Origin of the sequence: Acaricomes phytoseiuli DSM 14247 (genome assembly GCF_000376245.1) — a bacterium.
Classification (GTDB): domain Bacteria; phylum Actinomycetota; class Actinomycetes; order Actinomycetales; family Micrococcaceae; genus Renibacterium; species Renibacterium phytoseiuli.
This window is the reverse complement of the sequence record NZ_AQXM01000046.1, coordinates 1-22,407: the sequence shown is the minus strand read 5'-3', so window position 1 is coordinate 22,407 and position 22,407 is coordinate 1. Positions and strand designations below refer to the sequence as shown.

At 62.9% G+C, this 22,407-nt stretch carries 18 protein-coding genes; 8 read left to right on the top strand and 10 right to left on the bottom strand.

What is annotated here, in order from left to right:
- The first annotated feature begins 110 nt into the window (after positions 1-110).
- Positions 111-569 (top strand): Rv3235 family protein, encoded by a 459-nt coding sequence (locus tag C501_RS12365; RefSeq protein WP_156807603.1) that lies wholly within the window; start codon positions 111-113, stop codon positions 567-569.
- A gap of 41 nt (positions 570-610) precedes the next feature.
- Here C501_RS12365 and secA read toward each other — a convergent pair whose 3' ends face one another.
- The 7 genes from secA to mtrA form a co-directional block, all read right to left on the bottom strand.
- Entirely contained in the window at positions 611-3,406 is a 2,796-nt protein-coding gene (secA, locus tag C501_RS0103280; protein WP_026174560.1) for a preprotein translocase subunit SecA, read from the bottom strand.
- Between the two features lie 210 nt (positions 3,407-3,616).
- On the bottom strand, positions 3,617-4,888 hold the full coding sequence (locus tag C501_RS0103275; protein WP_018134200.1) for a winged helix-turn-helix domain-containing protein: 1,272 nt from the start codon (positions 4,886-4,888) through the stop codon (positions 3,617-3,619).
- 121 nt (positions 4,889-5,009) lie between these two features.
- The gene (hpf, locus tag C501_RS0103270) at positions 5,010-5,741 is read right to left on the bottom strand and encodes a ribosome hibernation-promoting factor, HPF/YfiA family (RefSeq protein WP_026174558.1); all 732 of its coding nucleotides are present in this window, start codon (positions 5,739-5,741) and stop codon (positions 5,010-5,012) included.
- 175 nt (positions 5,742-5,916) lie between these two features.
- Positions 5,917-6,762, bottom strand: a complete 846-nt coding sequence (locus C501_RS14700) for a ComF family protein (RefSeq protein ID WP_018134198.1) — start codon at positions 6,760-6,762, stop codon at positions 5,917-5,919.
- Positions 6,763-6,960: 198 nt separating this feature from the next.
- Positions 6,961-8,691, bottom strand: a complete 1,731-nt coding sequence (locus C501_RS0103260) for an LpqB family beta-propeller domain-containing protein (protein ID WP_018134197.1) — start codon at positions 8,689-8,691, stop codon at positions 6,961-6,963.
- Positions 8,688-10,364: an MtrAB system histidine kinase MtrB gene (mtrB, locus tag C501_RS0103255; RefSeq protein WP_018134196.1), complete on the bottom strand. Its 1,677-nt coding sequence runs from the start codon at positions 10,362-10,364 to the stop codon at positions 8,688-8,690. The genes C501_RS0103260 and mtrB overlap by 4 nt, the downstream gene beginning before the upstream one ends.
- A gap of 61 nt (positions 10,365-10,425) precedes the next feature.
- Positions 10,426-11,109, bottom strand: a complete 684-nt coding sequence (gene mtrA, locus C501_RS0103250) for an MtrAB system response regulator MtrA (protein ID WP_018134195.1) — start codon at positions 11,107-11,109, stop codon at positions 10,426-10,428.
- A 565-nt stretch (positions 11,110-11,674) separates the two neighbouring features.
- On the opposite strand from mtrA, the gene C501_RS14395 reads away from it, so the two are divergent.
- From C501_RS14395 to C501_RS12340, 6 genes are read left to right on the top strand one after another with little or no spacing between them, the layout of a single operon-like run.
- Positions 11,675-12,832 carry a DUF7847 domain-containing protein gene (locus tag C501_RS14395; protein WP_018134194.1) on the top strand — a complete coding sequence of 386 codons (1,158 nt, stop codon included), beginning with the start codon at positions 11,675-11,677 and terminating at the stop codon, positions 12,830-12,832.
- Positions 12,833-12,839: 7 nt separating this feature from the next.
- Complete coding sequence (locus C501_RS13510; RefSeq protein ID WP_169332110.1) at positions 12,840-13,610, top strand: DUF4129 domain-containing protein; 771 nt, start codon at positions 12,840-12,842, stop codon at positions 13,608-13,610.
- Entirely contained in the window at positions 13,610-14,959 is a 1,350-nt protein-coding gene (locus C501_RS12345; protein ID WP_018134192.1) for a DUF4350 domain-containing protein, read from the top strand. The genes C501_RS13510 and C501_RS12345 overlap by 1 nt, the downstream gene beginning before the upstream one ends.
- Positions 14,952-15,944 carry an AAA family ATPase gene (locus C501_RS0103230; RefSeq protein WP_018134191.1) on the top strand — a complete coding sequence of 331 codons (993 nt, stop codon included), beginning with the start codon at positions 14,952-14,954 and terminating at the stop codon, positions 15,942-15,944. Before C501_RS12345 ends, C501_RS0103230 begins: the two co-directional genes overlap by 8 nt.
- Positions 15,945-15,958: 14 nt before the next feature.
- The gene (locus tag C501_RS0103225; RefSeq protein ID WP_026174557.1) at positions 15,959-17,251 is read left to right on the top strand and encodes a DUF58 domain-containing protein; all 1,293 of its coding nucleotides are present in this window, start codon (positions 15,959-15,961) and stop codon (positions 17,249-17,251) included.
- A gap of 54 nt (positions 17,252-17,305) precedes the next feature.
- Positions 17,306-18,037, top strand: coding sequence for a DUF4166 domain-containing protein (locus C501_RS12340; protein WP_018134189.1), 732 nt, complete (start codon positions 17,306-17,308; stop codon positions 18,035-18,037).
- A gap of 48 nt (positions 18,038-18,085) precedes the next feature.
- On the opposite strand, the gene C501_RS0103215 is transcribed toward C501_RS12340, so the two are convergent.
- The 3 genes from C501_RS0103215 to C501_RS0103205 are packed head-to-tail and all read right to left on the bottom strand — an operon-like array spanning position 18,086 to position 20,408.
- Positions 18,086-19,120 (bottom strand): uroporphyrinogen decarboxylase/cobalamine-independent methonine synthase family protein, encoded by a 1,035-nt coding sequence (locus C501_RS0103215; RefSeq protein ID WP_018134188.1) that lies wholly within the window; start codon positions 19,118-19,120, stop codon positions 18,086-18,088.
- Entirely contained in the window at positions 19,113-19,484 is a 372-nt protein-coding gene (locus tag C501_RS12335; RefSeq protein WP_051064452.1) for a chorismate mutase, read from the bottom strand. The genes C501_RS0103215 and C501_RS12335 overlap by 8 nt, the downstream gene beginning before the upstream one ends.
- 33 nt (positions 19,485-19,517) lie before the next feature.
- Positions 19,518-20,408 carry a helix-turn-helix transcriptional regulator gene (locus tag C501_RS0103205; protein ID WP_018134186.1) on the bottom strand — a complete coding sequence of 297 codons (891 nt, stop codon included), beginning with the start codon at positions 20,406-20,408 and terminating at the stop codon, positions 19,518-19,520.
- Between the two features lie 171 nt (positions 20,409-20,579).
- On the opposite strand from C501_RS0103205, the gene C501_RS12330 reads away from it, so the two are divergent.
- Positions 20,580-21,953, top strand: a complete 1,374-nt coding sequence (locus C501_RS12330) for an MFS transporter (RefSeq protein ID WP_083906521.1) — start codon at positions 20,580-20,582, stop codon at positions 21,951-21,953.
- The last annotated feature ends 454 nt before the right edge of the window (positions 21,954-22,407 follow it).

Here is a 22,407-nt window from a genome sequence, read left to right as displayed (position 1 = left end):
CGACAGCGTATGGTGAATTCTTTGTTTATTCGCCCTAGATTCTTTGGTTCGCTATCCACATCTCAGAAAAAATCTAGACAATATATTTTTACTTCATCAAAATAATTCTTATGAGTGTTCGAAGCATTGATCGACCCCAGGACAGCCAGACCGCTCCGCTCCCTGGCAGCTGTCCCACACCGATAACCTTCCCCGAATCCCTGGAAAAGCTGAAAGCAGAACGCGCCATGGTCAGCCGCATCTCAGCGGCTATCGGACGAGCCGCCATGGAGGTTCTGGCCGGAAGCCGAGCCGCTGAAGGACTCCGCGGTCTGCTCGCAGCACAGCCCCTGGACGCCCTGAGCGCTCGTGCGGAACTCATCCGACGGGCCCGGCTCGCAGGAGGTGGGGATCTCCTGCACACCAGCTATCGCAGCGCCCGGGTCGGCTCAGCGCATCCGTGCTGCGTCTGCCCTGGAGTCTATGAGGTCAGCGTCGTGATCCGGGAGGCGAACCGCTGCCGGGCTCTTGCTCTGCGCCTAGAAGAGCAGGGCGGCACCTGGAAGGTGACCGCCCTGCTGATCGGCTGACAACCGGCTCTCCCGGTTGACTGGGCTCGCCCCGATGCGCCTCAGCGGCGCTTCTTGCGTTTCGACGAGCCTTTGCCCTGCTTCGAACTTCCCTGGCGCCGAGCCTGCTGACCCGCTGAGTTACCAGGTTTCGACTGACGCTCCACCCGGGTCTGCGCTTCCCCTGAAGAATCAGGAGCGGTGAACTGAAGCTGAGCCGGCCGCTCCGGGCTCTCCAGACCTGGAGCGCTGAGTTTCGTCGCGGTGTCAGCCGGCACAGTGCCACCAGCACCACCACCAACTCTGTTCATCAAAGCCCCTGGCTGCTCAGCCTGGGCACCGACCTTTGCCGCCGGAGGCTGCTCGACCTGGACTTCCAAGTTGTATAGGAATCTGACGCTTTCCTCGCGGATGCCGCCCATCATGCTCTGGAACAGGGCGTAGCCTTCACGCTGGTACTCCACCAGCGGATCCCTCTGGGCCATCGCACGCAGGCCGATGCCTTCTTTGAGGTAGTCCATCTCGTAAAGGTGTTCCTGCCATTTGCGGCCGAGAACCGAGAGCACGACACGGCGCTCCAGCTCTCGCATCGCCTCGCTGCCGAGGCTCTCCTCCCGAGCCGCATAAGCGACCCTGGCATCGGAAAGCACCTCTTGCTTGAGGATTTCCGGAGTGATCTGGGAAAGGCCGCCCACTTCTTCGGCGATGTCCTCGACGCTGATACTCACCGGATACAGCGTTTTCAGCGTGCTCCAGAGCGCGGGGTAGTCCCAGGATTCGCTGTGACCTTCGCTCGTGGCGGCATCCAGCACCTCGCTCAGGGTGTCTTCGACGAAGTACTGCACCTTCTCCTGCATATCGTCACCTTCGAGGATCCGGCGCCGGTCTCCGTAGATAGCCTCTCGCTGCCGGTTGAGCACGTCATCGTATTTGAGCACGTTCTTGCGCTGCTCAGCATTGCGTCCTTCAACCTGGCCTTGGGCGGAAGCGATAGCACGGCTGACTAGCTTGGACTCCAGCGGCGCATCGTCCATCGCATTGCTGCCCATGAGCCGCTCTGCGGCAGCAGAGTTGAACAAGCGCATGAGGTCATCGGCCAGGGAGAGATAGAACCGCGACTCACCAGGGTCGCCTTGACGCCCGGAACGACCGCGCAGCTGGTTATCGATCCGTCGCGACTCATGGCGTTCGGTGCCCAGCACGTAGAGGCCACCGGCTTCGAGCACATCGTCACGCTCTTTCTGGGTGTCCTCTTTGGCTTTGTCGAACGCCGCAGTCCAGGCCGCCTCGTATTCTTCGGGGGTTTCCTCGGGGCTGAGTCCCTGGCGGGCCAGCTCTGCCACCGCATTGAACTCGGCGTTGCCGCCCAGCATGATATCGGTTCCACGACCGGCCATATTGGTCGCCACGGTGACCGCGCCCTTCCGCCCAGCCTGGGCGATGATCGCGGCCTCCCGTGCGTGATTCTTGGCGTTGAGCACATCGTGCTTGATCCCGCGCTTGGCGAGTTGCTTGGAGAGGTACTCGCTCTTCTCGACGCTGACAGTGCCGACCAGAACGGGCTGGCCCTTCTCGTGGCGCGCTGCGATATCTTCGACAACAGCATCAAATTTGATGATCTCGTTCTTGTACACCTTGTCCGGCTGATCGATTCTGGCCATCGTCCGGTTGGTGGGAATGGGGACCACGCCAAGCTTGTAAGTGCTCATGAACTCTGCGGCTTCGGTCTCCGCAGTACCGGTCATGCCCGCGAGCTTGTCATACAGTCGGAAGTAATTCTGCAGCGTGACGGTCGCGAGAGTCTGGTTCTCGGCCTTGATCTCGACGCCTTCTTTAGCTTCGATCGCCTGGTGCATGCCCTCGTTGTAGCGTCGCCCCGCAAGGATACGGCCGGTGTGCTCGTCGACGATCAGGATTTCGCCATCGAGGATCACATAATCCTTGTCTCGCTTGAACAGCTCCTTGGCTTTGATCGCGTTGTTCAGAAAGCCGATGAGCGGAGTATTCGCGGATTCGTAGAGGTTGCTGATGCCGAGGTAGTCCTCGACCTTCCCGATACCCGGCTCCAGAACGCCCACGGTGCGTTTCTTCTCATCGATCTCGTAGTCGGTCTCCGGATCCAGCCGCAGAACGACCTTGGCAAATTCGCCGTACCAGCGGTTGGCATCGCCGCTGGCCGGCCCGGAGATGATGAGCGGAGTACGCGCCTCATCGATGAGAATCGAGTCGACCTCATCCACAATGGCGAAGTTATGGCCTCGCTGGACAAGTTCCTCAGAGCTCCAAGCCATATTGTCGCGCAGGTAATCGAAACCGAATTCGTTATTAGTGCCGTACGTGATATCCGCAGCGTACTGGAGCCTGCGTTCGGCCGGATCCTGCTGCGACAGGATGCAGCCGCTGGTCAGTCCCAGGAACCGGTAGACGCGCCCCATCAGCTCCGACTGGTAGCTGGCCAAGTAGTCATTGACCGTGATGACGTGCACACCTTTGCCGGTCAAGGCGTTGAGGTATGCCGGGGAAGTGGCCACCAGGGTTTTCCCCTCACCGGTCTTCATCTCGGCGATATTGCCGAGATGCAAAGCCGCGCCGCCCATGAGCTGGACGTCGAAGTGCCGCAGACCCAGTGTCCTGGAGGCGCCTTCCCGGACGACCGCGAAAGCTTCCGGGAGCAGATCGTCCAGGTGCTCCCCGTCGGCATGGCGTTCTTTGAGCTTCTCAGTCTCCTCGCGGAGCTCAGCGTCCGTGAAGGTCTGAAAAGTATCTTCGAGCGCGTTGATCGCATCCGCATAGACATGCAGGCGCTTGAGCGTCTTGCGATCGCCTGTACGGAGGATCTTTTCAAGCATTGATGGCACGGTTCATGCTCCTGTTGGCATCAGCCCACTCACGGGCGCTCGTTAGTTCCAAATCGAACACATCAGTTCTCAGCCTAGGAAAATTCCAGCATTCCGCAAAGCTCCCAGGCTGCTGTGAGATCAGTCTACGTGAGATAGCGTCTAGCCCTGTTTCCAGTTCCCCCTCGGCGAAACCGCACAGGCTGCAGATCATCGCCGGACAGTCTGTACTCAGCCCCGCTGAGCTGCCAGCTGTCGGCCTAGAGCAGCGCTGAGGTCGCCTTTCTGTTCTACTACGACAGTATCCAGACTGAGCCACCGGGCCATCCCCCGCAGCTCTTCGGCCAGTTCGGCTGCCGTGTCAGTGGCGGCCCCTGGCTCCGCGAAAGCCGCCTGAACCCGCAGCACACCGGCTTGCCTATCCGCTTTGAGATCCACTCGGGCCGCCAACTGATCGCCCAGGAGGAACGGCAACACATAATATCCATGAGTGCGCTGCGCCGCCGGGGTGTAGATGCCGATGCGGTAATGCATCCCGAACAGGCTCTGCAGTCTGCGCCGCTCGAAGATCAAGGAGTCAAAAGGGCTCAGCAGCGCCCGGGCCTTGCTTTTCCTGGGCACACTCGCCGATTCGTGCAGGTATACCGGGGCCCCGCTGGGCCAGTCCGGAACGCTTATAGGCAAGAGACGGCCTTCGGCCTGAAGTCTCCGGACCGCCTCGGCGCTGGCCTTGAGCGGCAGGCGGAAGTAGTCGGCGAAACAACGCACGGTGCCGATACCATGCGCACTCGCTGCCGCATCGATCAGCCGGCAGAGCGCCTCCTGTCGGCTTGCGCCATCCGGGTCCGCAGTGGAGGACGAAGACAGCCCCGGGAGCACACGTTCGCTGAGGGTATAGCGGCGTTCGAATTGCTCATTGCGCCCCGCTATACCCACTACCCCGGCGATGAAGAGCTTCTCCAGTATTTGTTTCACCGGATGCCAGTTCCAGCCCCAGTGCGCTTTGGTCACGGGATCGTCCTCGCCGAGCCGCTGACGCAGCTGTCGAGCGGTCATGGGGCGCCCCGCGGCGAGCGCATCGAGGATCCGGCCCGTCAGCGGCCGTTCCAGCTCTTCTTCCAGTGCACCGCCGAACCAGTTGCGCCGCTGCCATAAACGGAGGTCCGCGAAATGCTCGGGCCGGATGAAGCTCGCTTCGTGAGCCCAGTACTCCACCATTTTCCGCGGCGAATTCTGACTGAGTCGATCGAGGGTGGCTTGATCGTAAGCGCCTAAACGGGCGAAGAACGGCAGGTAGTGGCTGCGCGTGAGCACATTCACCGAGTCGATCTGGACGAGCTGCAGAGCCCGGAACGTCTTAGCAAGAGCCCTGGCACTGGCTGGCTGTTCGGGTTTCCCGCGGTGCAAGCCTTGCGCAGCCAGAGCAACCCGTCGAGCCTGTGCGATGTTCAGTTCGGGGCCGGTACTTTTGCTCGGGCTTTTCTTCAGGACTTCAACAGTCATGGAAACAGCCTAGAGGGCATTCCCGACACTCTGCGGCCGGGGTGCCTCTAGTTCTCTCAGCTAGCTCTCACTAGATAAGAGTCTGAGACCGCCTGGTGTTCCGGCGGCCTGCAGCTGGTGCTCAGACGATCGCAGCGCGGTCGTCCGAGCGGTAAGCCCTGATCTGATCGGCGGGTGCGGAATCCGAATCGGGGCATTCTTCATCGAGGCTGATCACCCCGTAGCTCCAGCCCCGGCGACGGTACACCACTGATGGTGCCTTGGTCTCGGTATCGATGAAAAGATAGAAGTCATGGCCGACGAGCTCCATATTATCCACCGCATCGTCTACGTTCATCACCGCTGCGGGAAAGACTTTGCGGCGGATGAGCACGGGAGAATCTCCGGCCGGCAGGTCTTGATCGAGGTCGTAAGGCCTCTGGGCATCGGCTGCGATCAGCTCCTGCGGATCGTCACTACTACCTAGCAATGGCCCTGCAGCGGACCCGGCCAAGGGCGCATCCAGCCCCGCGGTGGCCTCGCTCACCGCTTTGGGAGTGTGCCTGCCGTGGTGGCTCTTTCGCTTGTCCTTGGCTCTGCGCAAGCGCTCCAGAAGCTTGCTGTAAGCAGCGTCGAAGGCTGCGAATTTATCCGCTGCCTGTGCCTCTGCCCGGATCACCGGCCCGCGTCCGATCACTGTGATCTCCACCTTGAGCTGGGTGTCCGCCACCCTGGCATTGGGCTGCTGGGAGACCTTCGCATCTACTCGCTGCGCACGGTCGGTCAGAGGTTCCAGTTTAGAGATCTTCTCCGCAGCATATTCGCGGAAACGGTCCGAAACAGTGAGATTACGGCCATTGACCATGAACTCCATGATGCCCTCCACATGACGTCGTTGACACGACGGCCGGCTCAGCTGCTCACAGTGTGCCGGATGCATCCGATCCGACCGCCGACGGGCTGATATCGCCTAGAGGCTTACCCGTTAATTTACGTTAGTACATTGCTCCGGTTTATTCACCTGCAAACCCTGAAGATTTTGCTGAGAATTATCTTTGCTGATTGAGGCTTACCGACACTGATCGAGGTTTATCTAGATTCTGCTCCAGTCGGGCCGCTGGCACTGGACCTGCTGAGCGGACCGCGGCCAGTACCGCAGCAGCATCGACACGGAAGCCTCCGGCGCGCAGCACCTCGACGGCTTCGCGCAAGGTAGCCCCTGTAGTTAGCACATCGTCGACGAGCAGGCATCGGGCCCCGGCCAACCGCCGCCATCGCCACACGAGCCGGAAAGAACCCGGCTTCCGGTTCAGCCGGGCACGCCGTGCCGAGGCTTTTTTCTGCTCGTTCCCAGCCCCCCGCCGGCTGCGGCAGAGCAATGGCAGCACCCGTACCGCTGCGCCGGCGAACTCCCCTGCGCCCCGGTGCAGTCCAGGCACGTCGGCTAATAACATGCGCACTGGCTCGAAACCACGCCGGCGGAATCCGGCAGCGGAGCCGGGAACCGGAACCAGGAACAACTGCGCACCGGACACCCGGGTCAACGCAATGGCCCGAGCCAGAGCGGAGGCCAATGGCCGGCGTAATATCGTAGCGGGGCAATCCTTATACGCCAGGATCACCCGGGCCAGCTCATCCCGATAAGGGCCCGCAGCGTATACCGCCAGCTGAGAATCAACCAGAGCAGGGGCCTGAACATCGGCCCGGAACGGCTGCCCGGTGAGCGCTCTCAGTTTCTTTCCACAACCCGGGCAGAGCACCTGATCGAACTGTCCGCAGCCCACACAGTCAGCGGGGAATGCCAGCGAGACCAACCCACTCACCAAGATCTTCACGGCCTGCTGCAGCCGCCGGTACCGACCAGAACGATGTAGCCCGGCACGGTGCTTCGGCACAGCGCACGCGACTGGCTGCTCAGAATCGATTGACTGGGCTGGCTTCACTGTTGGTGCTGATATCCGGAGGTCCACCCCAGCATGGTGACCGAATACCTGCCATGAATACCAGCCGTTGAACGAGTATGTGAGCAGGGCAAGTATGTGAGCAGGGCAGGTATGTGCCTGGCTGAGACTCTCGGTGGGCGTTGAACAGCCCTACCCGGGAAACGCTAGATCGGCGACTCCGGTGAAAGCCGCGGCATTCCAGCTGTTACCGAAACGGGCATAGATCATGCCGGAAGCAGTCTGCGCATAAGCCGAAGTCACAGTATTACCGACGCTGAGCCATCTCAGATCATTGATCGCCGTCGGCTGTTTCGGGTCTGCATCCAGCGATAATTCGATGGGCCGTATTGGGCCATCCCCGGCCTGGTAGACGATCATCTGGCTCTCCCCAGTCCAGAGAGCACGTTCAACGGGCTCGGGCGGGTAGAAGCGCTGCGGATCCGTGAACCCCTGGGGGGCACTCCCCACGGCATCATCCTGTTTCAGGATCCCGCTCACAGTCACCATGCCGTTGCCGTTAGCCGAGGAAACGATCAGGGCGCGAGCACCGTCCCGGGCGATCTTCAAAGAGGTCACCTTGCGGTCCTTGAGCCAATCCACGACGAAAGAGAGAGGCTTCTGGATCACTCCGGGCTTGAGCGCGAAAACCCTCCCCGAACCGTCTGTGGCCGCGCTCCACACCCAGCCGTCAGGGCCGAATGAAGGAGGAGACAAAGGAACCCCGGAAAGCTGCTCCAACACGCTCTCGCCAGCAGAGACCGTGTAGAGAGTTCTCAGGTCGGCACTCAGGAAAGCTACCGCGCTGCCCCGGGCATAGGACTGGGCCGGGTACCGGGGCGGCGCACTGAACTGCGGCGTCCCCTCGACCGGTGAGACCGAATCGTTCTCCACCCAGACCAGGCGATCATTGGACACACCGATCTGGCGGTTATCCACTATCGGCGCATGAGCCGTGGGCGGATTCATCGGAGCCTCCGGTTCAGAAGGAAAAGTTACCGGAGTCTGATCGGCACGCATCTGAACGCTGTTCACTCCTACAGCCAGTTGCAAAGAAGTGAACAATTGCTGCTGCATTTTCCGCTGAACATCGGGCCCAGCTTCTAGAAGAGGCTGAGAGGTCAAATCGACGACGGCCTGACCATCGGAGACCGGAACAGAGTCCTTGAGCAGCTTGACGCTCTCCGGGAAGGCGCTCGTCACCGCTCCTCTGAGATAGGGCGCAGCGCCATTGAGCAATGCTTTGACGATCAGTGTAGCGATGGCGTTGCCCTGCGTCGGACTCCTCTGGCTGGGGAACCATCGGGTATCCGGGACCAGCACGGTGAAAGCAGGGTCGTAGAAGTACAGGTTCCTCGATTGGAAGAGCGACTGGAAGAACCCTTCTTCCAGGAGAATCCCCTGCGGCAGCTCGCTGATCCGCCATTGCCCGTTGATCTGGTTCATGCTGTATTGCCAGATCTCTTGAGTGCCCGCAGGCGCACGGGTCATAACCCCATCGGCATCGACAGTAGCTTTGACGTCGACTTCAACCCGGTAAGTACCGTCGGAATCAGGCGGAGAGAGCCTCGGCTCCCCGCGGAAGACCACCGTTTGATCACTGCCTTTCCAGGTGTTCGAAACATCCGGGGTCAGGAATTTTCGTGCGGTCTGAAAACTGTCCGCCACCCCGACCGCAGCGCTGATGAACCCGTGGATGATGGCCTGAGGGCTGTCATTCTGGGAGGGACCTTGCGGGTTGAAATTGGCATTGGGAACGCTCACATTAGGGCCGCCAGTCGCCTGACTGGTCCCCACCGAGCCCCCGGTGGGGATGGCCGCGCAGGCGGTCAGACCCAGGATTGCTGCCAGCAGCAGAGCAGCAAGACGGCCCCATCTGCTCATAGACTCACCTGTTCCGACGAATGCGCAGGGGCCGCCGCCGTTTTCGAGGGCAGGCTCAGCGGGGAATGGTCCACAATGCTCTGCCTGCTGCGAGGCAAGGTCAGCCGGAAGCAGGCGCCTTCGCCCGGCTGGCTCCAGACCTCCAGCCTGCCGAGGTGCAGGCGGGCGTCCTCCATCGCGATCGCCAGGCCCAGGCCGCTACCGCCGGTGGTCCGCGCCCTGGCCGGATCAGCCCGCCAGAAGCGATCGAAAACCCTGGCGAGGGCGGCTTCGTCCATGCCGACTCCGTAGTCCCGCACCGCGAGCGCTGCGACGTCATCATCGGCGGCCAGAGAAATCTCCACCGGCTCGCCTTCACCGTGTTCCAGGGCGTTGACCAGGAGGTTGCGGACAATGCGCTCGATGCGCCGGGAATCCATCTCCACTACGCAGCTGTTCCCCGGCAGGGCGGAAATCACCTGGATCTGGGAGCCGATCCGCTCGGTCAGCGGACGGGTCGCGGTGATGACGTTCTCTACGACTGTGAGCAGGTCTGCCGGCTCCACATCGAGCACAGCGGCTCCAGCGTCGAAGCGCGAGATCTCTAGAAGATCATCGAGAAGCTGCTGGAAGCGCTCGACCTGGTTGTAGAGCAGCTCCGCGGAACGGCGGTTCACGGGATCGAAATCGTCACGGGATTCGTGCAGCACCTGCGCAGCCATCCGAACGGTGGTCAACGGAGTCCGGAGCTCGTGCGAGACGTCCGAGACGAAGTTCTGCTGCATCTGGGAGAGATCCGCCAGCTGGGTGATCTGCTCCTGAAGTGTGGTGGCCATCTTATTGAATGACTCGCCCAGCCGGGCCACTTCATCCTCTCCTTTGACGCTCATGCGTTCTTGCAGCTGGCCGGCCGCAAGATACTGCGCGACTCGCGAGGCCTGGGAGACCGGGCGCACCACTTGTCTGGTCACGTACCAGATGATGCCACCGATGAGCAGAAGAAGCACCGCGCCGGAGATCCACAGAATCGACTGGATGACGTTGAGGGTGTCCTGGGTACGGTTGAGATCGTAGATGAGATAGAGCTCGTAGCTTGTGTTCGATAGTCGGGCCTTCGACCCCATCACGATCGCCGGATGGTTCTGCTGGCTGCCCACTGGCAGAGAAATCGATTGCCAGAACTGCGCACCCGAATCATCTGCGCGCACCGAGGCGCGCAGCTGCTCCGGAATGGTGGAAAGTGTGATTCCGGGCGAGGCGAGAGAGCTGACCGAAAGCGGATTGCCCTGCCCTTCGATGGGTGCCATCAGATACGGCAGCGCGTTGTCTTTCTCGCCATCGGTCAGGGCGCTGAGCGTCGAATTGGCGATGACCAGGAGCGAGGATTTATCCGTGACCTGCGCGGCGTCGAAATTCCGCTGGACCTGGTTAACCGCCCGGGAGGTATTGGACTGGGCCTGCTGTAGGCGTTCCTGGAACATGCCGTTAGCGATCTGGTTGGAGAGGAATATGCCCACGCCCCAGACCGCGATGAAGGTCACCAGGATGGTCACGGTCGTGGTGCGGAACTGCAGAGAGCGCCGCCAGCGACTCCACAGCCACTCGGCTTCCCGCTGAGCAACCGTGACGGCCGAGCGCCCCCAACCGGAGAACCTCTCTCCGGTTCTGGTCAGGAAGTCCCTGACCCGGTTCATACCCGACCTGCCTGCTGGGCGGTTATCTCATCAATCACGACAGCTGCTTCTACTTCTGCTTCTACTTTGTTCCTGCTTTGTATCCAACACCGCGGACCGTCAGCACGACTTCGGGGGCTTCCGGATCACGTTCGATCTTGGACCGCAGCCGCTGGACATGGACATTGACCAGCCTGGTATCCGCGGCATGCCGGTAGCCCCAGACCTGCTCCAGGAGCTGCTCCCGATTGAAGACCTGCCAGGGCCTGCGGGCCAGGGCCACGAGCAGATCGAACTCCAGCGGCGTCAGCGGTATCAGCTCGCCGGCCCGGGTTACGGTATGCCCGGCCACATTGATGGTGACCTCCCCGATGTGCAGAGTTTCCGTCTCCGGCGCTTTCTGGTCACCCGGCCGCAACCGAGCCCGAACACGAGCTACTAACTCCGCGGGTTTGAAAGGTTTGGGAACGTAGTCATCAGCACCGGATTCCAGGCCGCGGACCACATCGGCGGTATCGGATTTAGCGGTCAACATGACGATCGGTACATCCGATTCTTCGCGGATCTGACGGCACACTTCGATGCCGTCGATGCCCGGCAGCATCAGATCGAGCAGAACGAGATCCGGTTTTCCCGCACGGAAAGCCTCCAGCGCTGCTGCGCCATCCGCGCAGAAGAAGGGGTCGAAACCATCGTTGCCCAGGACGATGCCGATCATCTCTGCTAACGCTTCATCGTCATCGATCACCAGAATACGAGCCTTCATACCCTCTATCTTCCCTTATTTTTCTGAGCTTTTCGTGCCGCACATCGCCAAAGTCACCGATATCCCCGGGACTCGGGCCAAATGAGCGGCCATTCGAGGGTAAATCATGGCGAATGTGTCGATAACCAGACCGTTTTTTGGATAAAGTGAACAGCGAAATACTGCTCGCCATGATCTTCACCAGGGCTCAGCCTGATTACCGAGCAGAAAATCTAGAGCAAAACAGCAAGCCTGCCGCTAGAACGGGCCGGAGGCGAAGAAGAGGAAAGGGAAGAGAAGAACTGTGACCGACTCCCACGTGCCCCCTGGTTCATCGGGCCCCTCTGACTCATCCGGCTCAGAACCCGATGCGCAATCAGGAAGCGATGCAGCCGGCGCTCCCTCGCCCTTCTCCGATCAGTCACTCCCCTCCGGCCCCTCAAGCCAAACTGCACCGCCGACGCCTCCTGCTCCGCCGGGCCCGGGCTTCCCCGGCCCTGCAGAGCCCCCAGGAAACGCGTGGGGTCAGGCGCCTTCCTTCGGCTGGGGTCAGGCCCCCGCCGATCCAGCGAATCCGGCTTACCCGGTGAATCCGGGAACCCCCGGCGGTTTCGGCTACGCCACTGCGCAGAGCTATACCCCACCTCCGAAGCCGGGGGTTGTACCGCTGCGGCCGCTGCGCCTCGGCGAACTCTTCGACGGCGCTTTTCAGACCATACGCCGCAACGCGGGTGCTATGTTCGGCTCGACCCTGCTCGTCCAGGGAACCGGAGCGCTGCTCAATCTGATCATCATGCTGCTGCTGACCGGCACCAGCCTGATCCTGCCGTTCCAGACTCTGGAGAATCCGGGCATGACGCCCTTCGGCGCCCCGGCTGGTGACATGCAGAACTTCAGCCAGGCGATGGCACCCGTGCTGATTTCGATCCCCGTGGTCACTGTCATCCTGATCCTGACCTCGGTTCTGCTGCAGGGCGTGCTCTCCGTGACCACGGTGCGCTCGGCCTTGAACCTGCTCACCGGTTTCCGGCAGGCCTGGCGGCTCATCAAAGCCGTCTTCTGGCAGCTCATCCTGCTCGGCGTCATCTACATCATCGGCGCGACAGTGATCTTCGGCCTGGTGGGGCTGGCCATGTTCGGCACGATTTTCGCACTCAGCAATGCACCGGGGCAGAATATCGGCTGGCTGATCAGCACAGTAGTTCTCGGCTTCGTCGGCGGCGCGGTGCTGATGCTCTGGCTCTCGATCAAAGTACTGTTCTCGGCCGCGGCGGTCGCGGTTGAGCGCCTGAGCGCCGTGAGCGCGATCCGACGCTCGTGGCAGTTGAGCAGCAAGCACTTCTGGCGGATTCTGGGCATCACCCTGCTCACCGCATTCCTGGCAGGGCTGGTCACCCAGCTGGTCACCGCGCCGTTGAGCTTCCTGCTGATGATGCTGACAGTGCTCTTCGGCTTGCAGGAGGGCACCGCGAGCGCCTCGGCTCTCGTCGTGATCGTCTACATCGTGACCTTCATCCTGACCACGCTGATCTCCGCGATCGCCCTGGCCTTCCAGACCGCGGTGACCAGCCTGCTCTACCTCGATGTGCGAATGCGCAAAGAAGGCTTCGACCTCGAGCTCCTGCGCGAGGCCGAGCAGCCCTCTGCCGACCCGGATCGGATTCCCGGCAGTCCGGAGGCCGTTGCGGCGCGGGGTGGGAACGGCCAAGCCGCAGCCGGTTGGAACGGCGAGCCTCAGGGCTGATCCGGCGGTGCTCAGCTTCTCTCCCACGCTCTCTCCCCCGCCGCTGCCCGCGGCCCTGGCCGGGCAGGACGCGCCGGTCACCCCGGATGCGGATGAAGCCCGCCGCTGGGCGGTCGAGGAGCTCAGCAAGCAGAGCTATCAGGATGCCCGGCCGGGACTGCTGGCACAGCTTCTTGAACAGCTGATGCGTTTTCTGGACGATCTGCTGACCTCGGTCAGCGGAGCGCTCAACCTGGATCCGGCCGTGGTCCTGATCGGCGGACTGCTTCTGCTCTTAGGAGTGATCGCCCTGATCGTTATCGTGGCCAGGCCTCGACTGGCCGCGCAGAAGCGGGGCCATACCGAGCAGATCTTCGCCGCCGCCCCGCTCTGGAGCGCTCAGGAGCACCGCCGGGCCGCAGAAGCAGCAGCCCTGGAGCAGAGATACCGGGCCGCCATCATCGAACGCTTCAGGGCTATCGCCAGGAGCGCCGAAGAACGCGTCCTGCTGAGCCCGCAGCCCGGCCGCACCGCGGACGAGCTGGCAGCTCAGCTCAGCAGTTTCTTCCCCGCCGAGTCTGATCGACTTCGCCAGGCCGGGGATCTGTTCAACAGATCGCGTTATTCGGGCTCGGCATCGCCTTCGACCCGCCCGGAGTCGGCCGAGGCAGCAGAATCGCTCAGGCTCTCGGAAGAACAGGCTTATGCTGCCCTGGCGGAGCTCGATTCCGCTCTACTGCAGAGCAGACCCACGGATACTGCCGAGACTGCCGGGACGGACTGGGTGCCGGCGCGGTGATGGTTTCCGATACGACTGCGAACTCGCAGCACGCACCTAGCGGAAACAGTACTCAGCTTTCTGCACGGCACAAAACAGCTCTCTGGTGGCTGAGCAGACGGGGTCGAATCGGCATCATCGTCGTCTTCTTCGTACTGAGCGGGCTGACCCTGATCCTGACGGCAACCTCCATGGGGGCGTCCCGGACTCCCCTCGCAGCGGATAATCCGGCCCCGGAAGGCGGGATGGCGCTTGCTGAGATCCTAGGCAGGCAGGGAGTGACGGTGACCTCCGCAGATACCCTAGACAGTGCGCTGGCTGCCCAAGACCGTGCCAGTGATGCTGGTGATACCGCATCGGTTATGGTCTACGACCAGCGCCAGGCTCTGGACCAGGACAAGATCGCGCAGCTGCGGGCCAGCGGCATGCCCATCATCTGGGTCTCACCCGGCCCGCTCACCCTTTCAGCGCTCAACAGTTCCGCAGTCTCCAGCAACCCACCGGGCGACGGGATCCAATCAGCCGGGGTATCCCAGAGCACCGGAAAACCGGCCAGCACGACTCTGAGTGCGGATTGCAGCCTCCCCGAAGCGCAAGCCGCGCAGAGCATCAATACCGGGGAAAGCCAGCTGTATACCGGCGCTACGACATGCTTCAGTTCAGCGGAATCAGGGCGCTCCGACGCCGGGATCCTGGCTCAGACTGCTGACGGGCAGCTGACGGTTCTCGGGTCGGCAGCACTGTTCAGCAATGACCAATTGGCCCGGAGCGGTAACGCAGCCCTGGCCCTGCGGCTGCTCGGCAAGGATCAGCAGCTGATCTGGTACTTGCCAGGAATCAACGATCTGCCCGAAGCACAGAGACCTCAGCAGCTGGCCGACTTCTTGCCGGGCTGGGTCACTCCGGTAAGCCTGTGGTTAGCGGGTGTGGCCTTACTGGCCATGCTCTGGCGCGGGCGGAGGGACGGTCCACTCGTGGAAGAGCCGTTGCCGGTGGTGGTCAAGGCTTCGGAGACCGCGCTGGGCCGGGCCCGGTTGTACCAGGATGCCCGGGCGGCGAGCAGTGCAGCCGCCAATCTGCGCGCCGCGACTTTGCAGCGCCTGGCCCGCAGGCTGCGGCTCGGCCGGGGCAGCACCCGAGAAGACGTCCTGATCGCGGCGCAGAAGAAGCAGTCCGAGCTGAGCGAAGCCGAGTTCCGTGGTCTCCTGCTCGAGGAGACACCGGATGATCGGCACTTGGCAGCCTGGGCCAAGCGCTTGCAAAGAGCCGAGGACGAGGTCATCAGCAACCTGAGCTACGACGCGACGAACCCCAACGACCAGACCGCAGACCATGCGCCAGCCGAGGAGAAGCAGCAGCACGATGACTGAAATCCAGAATGACCACATCCCCGGGCTCCCCGGAACCGAACCAGTGCTGCCGGCCTTCCACGCGGTGCGCCAGGAGGTGGCCAAGGCAGTTGTCGGCCAGGATGCCACCGTCACCGGCCTGCTGATCGGCCTGCTGGCCCGCGGCCATGTGCTCCTCGAAGGAGTACCCGGCGTGGCCAAGACGCTTGTCGTCCGTGCGCTTGCCGCTGCGCTGTCCCTCGAGAACAAACGCATCCAATTCACCCCGGATCTCATGCCGGGTGACGTCACCGGATCGCTCATCTACGACACGGGCAGCTCTGCGTTCCGCTTCCGGGAAGGCCCGGTCTTCACGAATCTGCTGCTCGCCGATGAGATCAATCGGACCCCGCCGAAGACCCAGGCCGCGCTGCTCGAAGCAATGGAGGAGCAGCAGGTCACGGTCGATGGCACCAGCCGGCCCCTGCCCGATCCATTCATGGTCGCCGCAACGCAGAACCCGGTCGAATACGAAGGCACCTACCCTCTGCCGGAGGCCCAGCTGGATCGTTTCCTGCTGAAGATGACCCTGGAGCTGCCGCAGCGGGACGAGGAGATCGACGTAATCCGACGGCACAGCCTCGGCTTCGACCCCCGGGATCTCCAGGCCACTGGTGTGCGCCCCGTAGCCGGGCCCGCTGAGCTGGCCCAGGCCCGGGAAGAGGTTGCTCGGGTGACGGTCTCCGCTGAAGTCCTCGGTTACATCGTCGATATGGTTCGGGCCACCCGCACGGCGCCTTCCTTCCAACTGGGGGTATCGCCCCGCGGAGCCACCGCACTGCTGAACTCTTCCCGGGCCTGGGCCTGGCTTTCGGGGCGCGACTTTGTCACCCCTGCCGACGTCAAGACACTCACGCTCCCGGCCCTCCGGCACCGGGTGGCATTGCGCCCGGAGGCTCAGATGGACGGCGTGCGGGTGGACGATGTGCTGCAGAGCATTCTCAGTACCGTGCCCGTGCCGCGCTGACTACGGCCTGCATCGTGATGATCACCGGTCGGTTCGTCCTGCTGGCCTTGGCCGGCGTTATTCCGCTTTTCTGGTTCCCTCAGCTCAGTACGGCCCTGATCTGGTGCGGGGTACTGGCCTTGGCCCTGCTCGCTGATATCGTCTTCGCGGTCTCCCCGTGCACGCTGAGCATCACGCGCCGCCTTCCCCGCGGTGCGCGTCTCGGCGAGCAGACCAGCGCGGATCTGCTGCTCCGGAACACCGGCAAGCGAACCTTCCGCGGCCAGCTCGAGGAAGGCTGGCAGCCCTCGGCCGGGATCGCTGAACAAGTGCAGCGGCTCCGGCTTCCAGGCGGCGAGCGCCGACTGCTGAATTTCACGATGCAGCCGCGCAGGCGGGGCGAGCTGCGCAGCGATGTCGTCACCATCCGCTCCTACGGTCCGCTCGGACTCGCCGGACGGCAAGTCACGCTCCCCGTGCCGGGACGAGTCATGGTGCTCCCGGCCTTCCGGGCCAGACGGCACCTGCCATCGGCGCTGCGCAAGCTCAGGGAGCTGGATGGCCGGGCCGCGGTGCAGATCCGAGGTGCCGGCACTGAATTCGATTCCTTGCGCGACTACGTACGCGGCGATGATGTGCGCTCGATCGACTGGCGGGCCACGGCTTGGCGGCAATCTGTCGTCGTACGCACCTGGCGACCAGAGCGGGACCGCAGGGTGGTGATCCTGCTGGACAGCTCACGAACAGCAGCTGCCCGAGTCGAAGACGAGCCGCGCTTCGACACCTCGATCGAGGCGAGCTTACTGCTCTCCGTACTGGCAGAGCGCGGCGGAGACCGGGTCAGTGTAATCGCCTTCGACCGGCGGGTGCGGGCGCATGTCGGTTCATCGCAGCAGGGGAATCTCCTGGGTTCCCTCGCCACCGCGCTCGCTTCGATCCAACCCGAGCTGATCGAATTGGACTGGGAGCGGATTCCCGCGCAGATCCGCTCCGCCACCGCGCACCGGGCTTTGGTGGTGCTGCTGACTTCGCTGGATACTGGTGCCGCCGCTGAAACGCTGATCCCGGTGGTGTCCCGACTGGCCCGGGACCACACCGTAGTCGTGGCTTCCGTCCGAGATCCGGCGTTGCTGGCGATGGCCGGCAGCCGTGCAGACCGCACTCAGGTGTATCAGGCCGCTGCGGCCGAGCGGGCGCTCCTGGAACGCGAAGCCGTGCTGACGCAGTTGAATCGTCTCGGTGCGGAAGTAGTCGATGCGGCCCCGGAGGAGCTGCCGCCTCTGCTCGCCGATGCCTATATCCGGCTCAAGGCGGCCGGCCGTCTCTGAATCGCCTGAGCCCGCTCTTGAGCCGATGCGCCGGGCAGGGCCTAAGCTCGGAACATGGCACAATCCGAATCGGGTATAGCGGAAGCGCCCGGGGCGGTATACGCCCTGGCTCTGGGGGCCGATTTCGCACGGCTGCAACCGGAGCTCCAGGAGTATTTCTCGCTCAGTCCGGATGCCGGGCTCCGGGGGATCGGCACGGGGACCTTCCGGCTCGCCGGCTGCCCGAGGCCTTTGCTGCGGCCTGTTTTCCGCTGCCTAGCCGATGTGTTCCAGGCTGATCTCTTCTTTCCCGAATACGCACAGGATGTCCCCTTCGTGGTCGAGAACCGGGCGCATCTCGATGCCGAGGGCCACTCGGCCCTGACTCAGCTGCGCAAGCTCCGCTTCGGCGGTTCGAGCCAGAACAGCGAGGACGGCGCCGTCACCCGGAGGTTCCTGGATACGACCGTATGGTCCGATGGCGCCCTGGCCGACTTCCTGGGCCGCGGGGCGCTGCTGCAGACCCGACTGGTTCCCTGGGTGGACGCTGAAGGGCGATTGCGAGCAGTCTCGGATCGCCTCCGGCTGGCGCTTCCGCTCAGACTCCCGAATCATCGCAGGGCGTTTCTTCCCCTCCCCGGGCAGGGCAAAGCCTATGCCTTGCAGTGGTGGGATTCAGAAGCGGCCGAGCACCGAATCCAGGTGAAAGTTCTGCACCCCTGGTTCGGAGTGCTGTTCCTTTACGCCGGCTCTTTCAGTTACTGGAAAGAGCCGGTGAGCGATGCGGCAGAGCCAGTATCAGCGTAGTCGAACTCAGCTCTATATCTGAGGGGTCAATCTGACTCACCTAAGGAATCAGCTCAGTGCGAGCTCGGTCACGGCTTCAGCCGTGCTGGTGACCCGCCGCAAGGACGCCCTAGCTTGGGCTGTAGAGGACTGCGCCGAGATCTGCATATCGGCTAAGCGGAGGTTGAGCTGCTCGGCGCCGAGCCCTGCGCTCCGCCAGGAGCGCCAAATATCACGGGCTTGCGCCGCAACCCCTTGCAGATCTTCTGGGCCGGCCTGCTCCGGCGGCTGGCGGAGGCCGAGCACCAGACCATGACCGGCTTCGATCCAGGCCGCGAGGTTCTCCCATTCCTGCTGGTCAGCCAATGCCTCCGGGAACATCATGGTTTCGAAACCGGACTCCCCCGCCAGCTGAAGCAGGTCTGGCGTTCCTTGCAGAATGACTTCTTCCGCTCCGGAATTCCGCAACGAGCCGAGCAGCTCGGACCAGAGCTGCCTGGCCTGTGCAACCGGGACTCTTCTGAGCCGCTGGTATCCGCTGACCGTGGGAAGCTCACCGTGCAGTACCCGCATCGCCTCCGGTTCATCGACCTGGACGATCAGCCGGCTCTTCGGAGCGGCGGCCTGCACCGAACTCAGGTATCCGCTGACGCCATCGGCTAGCGACTCCGCTAGCTCTTTACGGGCACCGGGGTCCGCCAGCACTCTTTCCCCGGCGGGAAGATAAAGACCCGCGGAGAGCGAGAGCGGGCCGGTGAACCGGATTTTGATCTGAGGCGGGGGCGTACTCAACTCGCCCACCGCATCGGCGAACGCATTGATATCTGAGGTGAGCGCGGCGCGGGTGCGCCGCAGATCCGCCCCGGGCCTGGAGGTGAGCCGCCAACCGTAGGACTGCTGTTCTACTGGCATCTCCGTCAGTAGCGCGGCGGTGCGGCCCAGCGGCTCAGTTCCCGGGCCGCGGTCCGGTAGCGTTGGCAAGCAGGGCAGATGCGGGTCGCCGAGCTCGCCGAGGGAGATTCGGGCGGCTTCAATGGCATCGGCTCCGGGCCAATCACCAGCCGAGGTCGCGGTGACCGCAGGGGCGTGAGCCGGATCAGTCATCGCCGAGCTCGGAGGTATCGGTGAGATCGGCAGCGCCGTGATGGCTCTGCGAAATTGCATGATGGTTCTGGATGACCTCGGAAATGATGAAGTTGAGGAATTTCTCCGCAAAAACGGGGTCCAGCTGCGCTTGGGCAGCGAGCTGCCGGAGCCGTTCGATCTGCGCGACCTCCCGCTCCGGGTCCGCGGGTGGCAGCCGGTGCAGGGCTTTGAGCTCCCCTACCCGCTGAGTAGCTTTGAAGCGCTCAGCCAGCAAATGCACCAAAGCCGCGTCGAAGTTATCGATACTGTCCCGCATGGCCAGCAATTCAGCCGTCACTTCCGGATCCACGGCGTCAGGCTCCGGCCCCGTTCTTCCCGTCATGCCCTCCAGTCTACGGAAAGCCAGCGGAGCGAATCAGGCCGCCTGGCTCAGCTCTCGTCGGGAAACCTCGGGTTCAGCACGGAGCTGCATGTCGAGCAGGGTGAGGCGTTCCGCGGTCAAGTCGTCGTCCGGTGTAGTTATCACCATCCGGATGTGACTCTGTTGATCGATCCAGGCCGTGGTGAAGTGCAGGCGTAGAACCCCGACCAGCGGATTTTCGAAGACCTTCACCCCGGTATCCGTACGACGCACCTGCTGGTCCTCCCAGAGGCTCTCGAACAGGGGCGATCTCGAGGTCAGCCGGCTGAGCAGCTCCGCCCAGCTCGGCTCGGACAGCCTGCCTGCGGCGTGCGCCCGGAACCGGGCGACCATGCTCTGTGCGACTTCCCCGAAAGCCGGCCCGTAGGCCCGCTGCCATTCCGGCTCAGTGAAAGCGGCCAATAAGCAGTTGCTGCGCACCTCGGGGAACTGCTCGACATCGGCGATGAGGAAGCGGTACGTGCGGTTCCAGGCCAGCAGATCATATTTGCTGTTCTGGATCACGCAGGGGTAGGGCAGCAGTTTCGCCAGGATGTCCTCGTGCGGGACGGTGATCTTCTGGCACCCCGCGGGCGTCACGTCACGGTGCATGCCCGCGAGGGTCAAGACATGCCGGTGCTCATCCGGGTCCAGGCGCAGCGCCACGGAGATGGCGTTGAGCACCTGCTCCGAGGCGTTGATCTTCCGGCCCTGCTCCAGCCAGGTGTACCAGGTGACGCCGACCCCGGCGAGCTGCGCCACTTCTTCGCGGCGCAGGCCCGGAGTACGGCGCCGTCCGGAAGCGGGCAGACCAGCTTCCAAGGGGTCTATGCGACCACGGCGGTCCCGGAGGAATCTGCCGAGTTCCTGGCGGTCATCATGGGACTGGTGAGGCTGATGGGACATTGTGTGCTCCAGCGGCTTCGGGTGACCGATGCGGAAAGCATCAGCTAAGTAGTATCAATACTAGGATAAACAGAATCTGGTACCAGAATAAGGTCTGGATGATGCTGATGTTATGGCTCATTCTGACCTCGGCCGCAGAAGCGGTTACCCAGTGCTCTTGCCGCGGCGTTCCTGGCAACGTTCGTCTTCGGCTCAGCGACCCTGCTCATACCCGCATTCGGCGCTGAGCTGCACGCTGAAGGGGCGGCGCAGACCTTCATCCTGAGCAGTTGTTACACCACGGTGCTCGCAGCGGCGCTGATCCTCACCGGCAGATTGGGCGATCGTCTGGGCCGACGACGGGTGCTCAGCTGGGGTCTCATCATCTTCGGCCTGGCCTCTTGGGGCACCGGGTTGGTCACCGACGTTCCCGCACTCATCATCGGCCGAGCTTTCCAGGGACTCGGCATGGGGTTGGTGCTCCCGCAGATCCTGGCCACGATCCAGTCCACCTCCACCGGAGAGCACCGGGCCCGCTCACTGGCACGCTTCGCCGCGGTGTCCGGCGTCAGCACCGTCGCCGGGCAAATCTCCAGCGGCGTGCTGCTCAGCGCTGACCTCTTCGGCCTGAGCTGGCGTCCGGTGATGTTCCTCAGCGCTTTGCTAGCACTGGTGCTACTCGGCCTGAGCCGGCTCATCCCAGCCACCCGATCCGAGGTACCGCTGTCCCTGGACCTGGGCGGGGCGGTTCTGCTCAGCATCGCACTCGCCGGTTTCGTCGTGTCGACGACTCTCTTCTCCACCGGTGTCGCACCGTGGCCGGCTGCCGCTTTACTGCTCATCACAGCCACAGCCGCATATCTCTTCTACCGCTGGGAACGGCATCAGGAACAGAAGGGCCGGATCCCGCTCACCCCGCCGTCGCTTTTCCGGGTGCCGGCGCTGCGCATGGGACTGATCATGAACCTGCTGTTCTTCAGCGGGTACGGCGCTTTCATGTACGAGTTCTCCGCACTCACCCAGAACGGACTGCACTACGGCGGGCCCGGTTCAGGCCTGGCCATTATGCTCTTCGCCCTCTCCTTCGTCATCACCTCGGCCTATCTGAACCATATCCGGCGCTATCTGGGCCAGCACACCATGCTGGTCGGTGCGAGCGCGCAGCTGGTATCGCTCAGTCTCTTAGCACTAGAGGCATTCACCGAAGGCGGCCAGCTGCAGGCCTGGCATATCCAACCGGTGATGATGATGTGCGGCGCCGCTCAGGCCATGATGTTCGGCCCGCTCATCAATGCGGTGATGGCCCAGATCCCGACCTGGGCGGCAGGGCTCAGCGGCGGGCTTTTCGGCACGGTCCAGCAGCTGAGCTTCTCGCTGGGTATCGCCGTCCTGGGCGGTCTGTACGGCACTTTGAGCCGCTTGCAGGAGTTCGGCCTCTTCACCGCTTTCGCAGTGTGCTTGCTGATCCAAGTCGGCGCTTCGGCGATCTTCGCCGTGCTGTCCTGGCGTCTGCACCGGCTGCCGCAGACAGCCCAGCAATCGACACCCAGCCCGGTACTCTCATAAGCGAATCTGCCCTGGTGAGCACTTCGCCGTGAACTACCGAGCCACAGGCATAGCTGACCCAGCCAAGAAACCCCTGCCACTCATCATCCCGGTTACCGGTACTTCCCCTCCGGGTCCACAGAACAACGACTCGTCCCGCCGAGAGTCGCCGCAAGAGTACTTGTAGTAATGCCCACGGTTAAATTGTCGGGGCCAAATCCAACAGTCCGCCGCCTATTTTCAGGACCAGGATCAGTGGATTGCTCCACACGAAACCCTTGAGACTCAAAAAAACCTTTGACCCTCTGATGCAACTGATCGGGTCTGCCCCGGGTTTGGTTGACAGTTGGGGTTTGGGGTGATCAGGCCGCTTTCGCGTCCGTGTAGATCGTCTCAAACTCTACGGGAGTGAGTTTGCCGAGGCCGCGTTGCCGGCGTCTTCGGTTGTACTTCGTTTCGATCCAGGAAACGATCG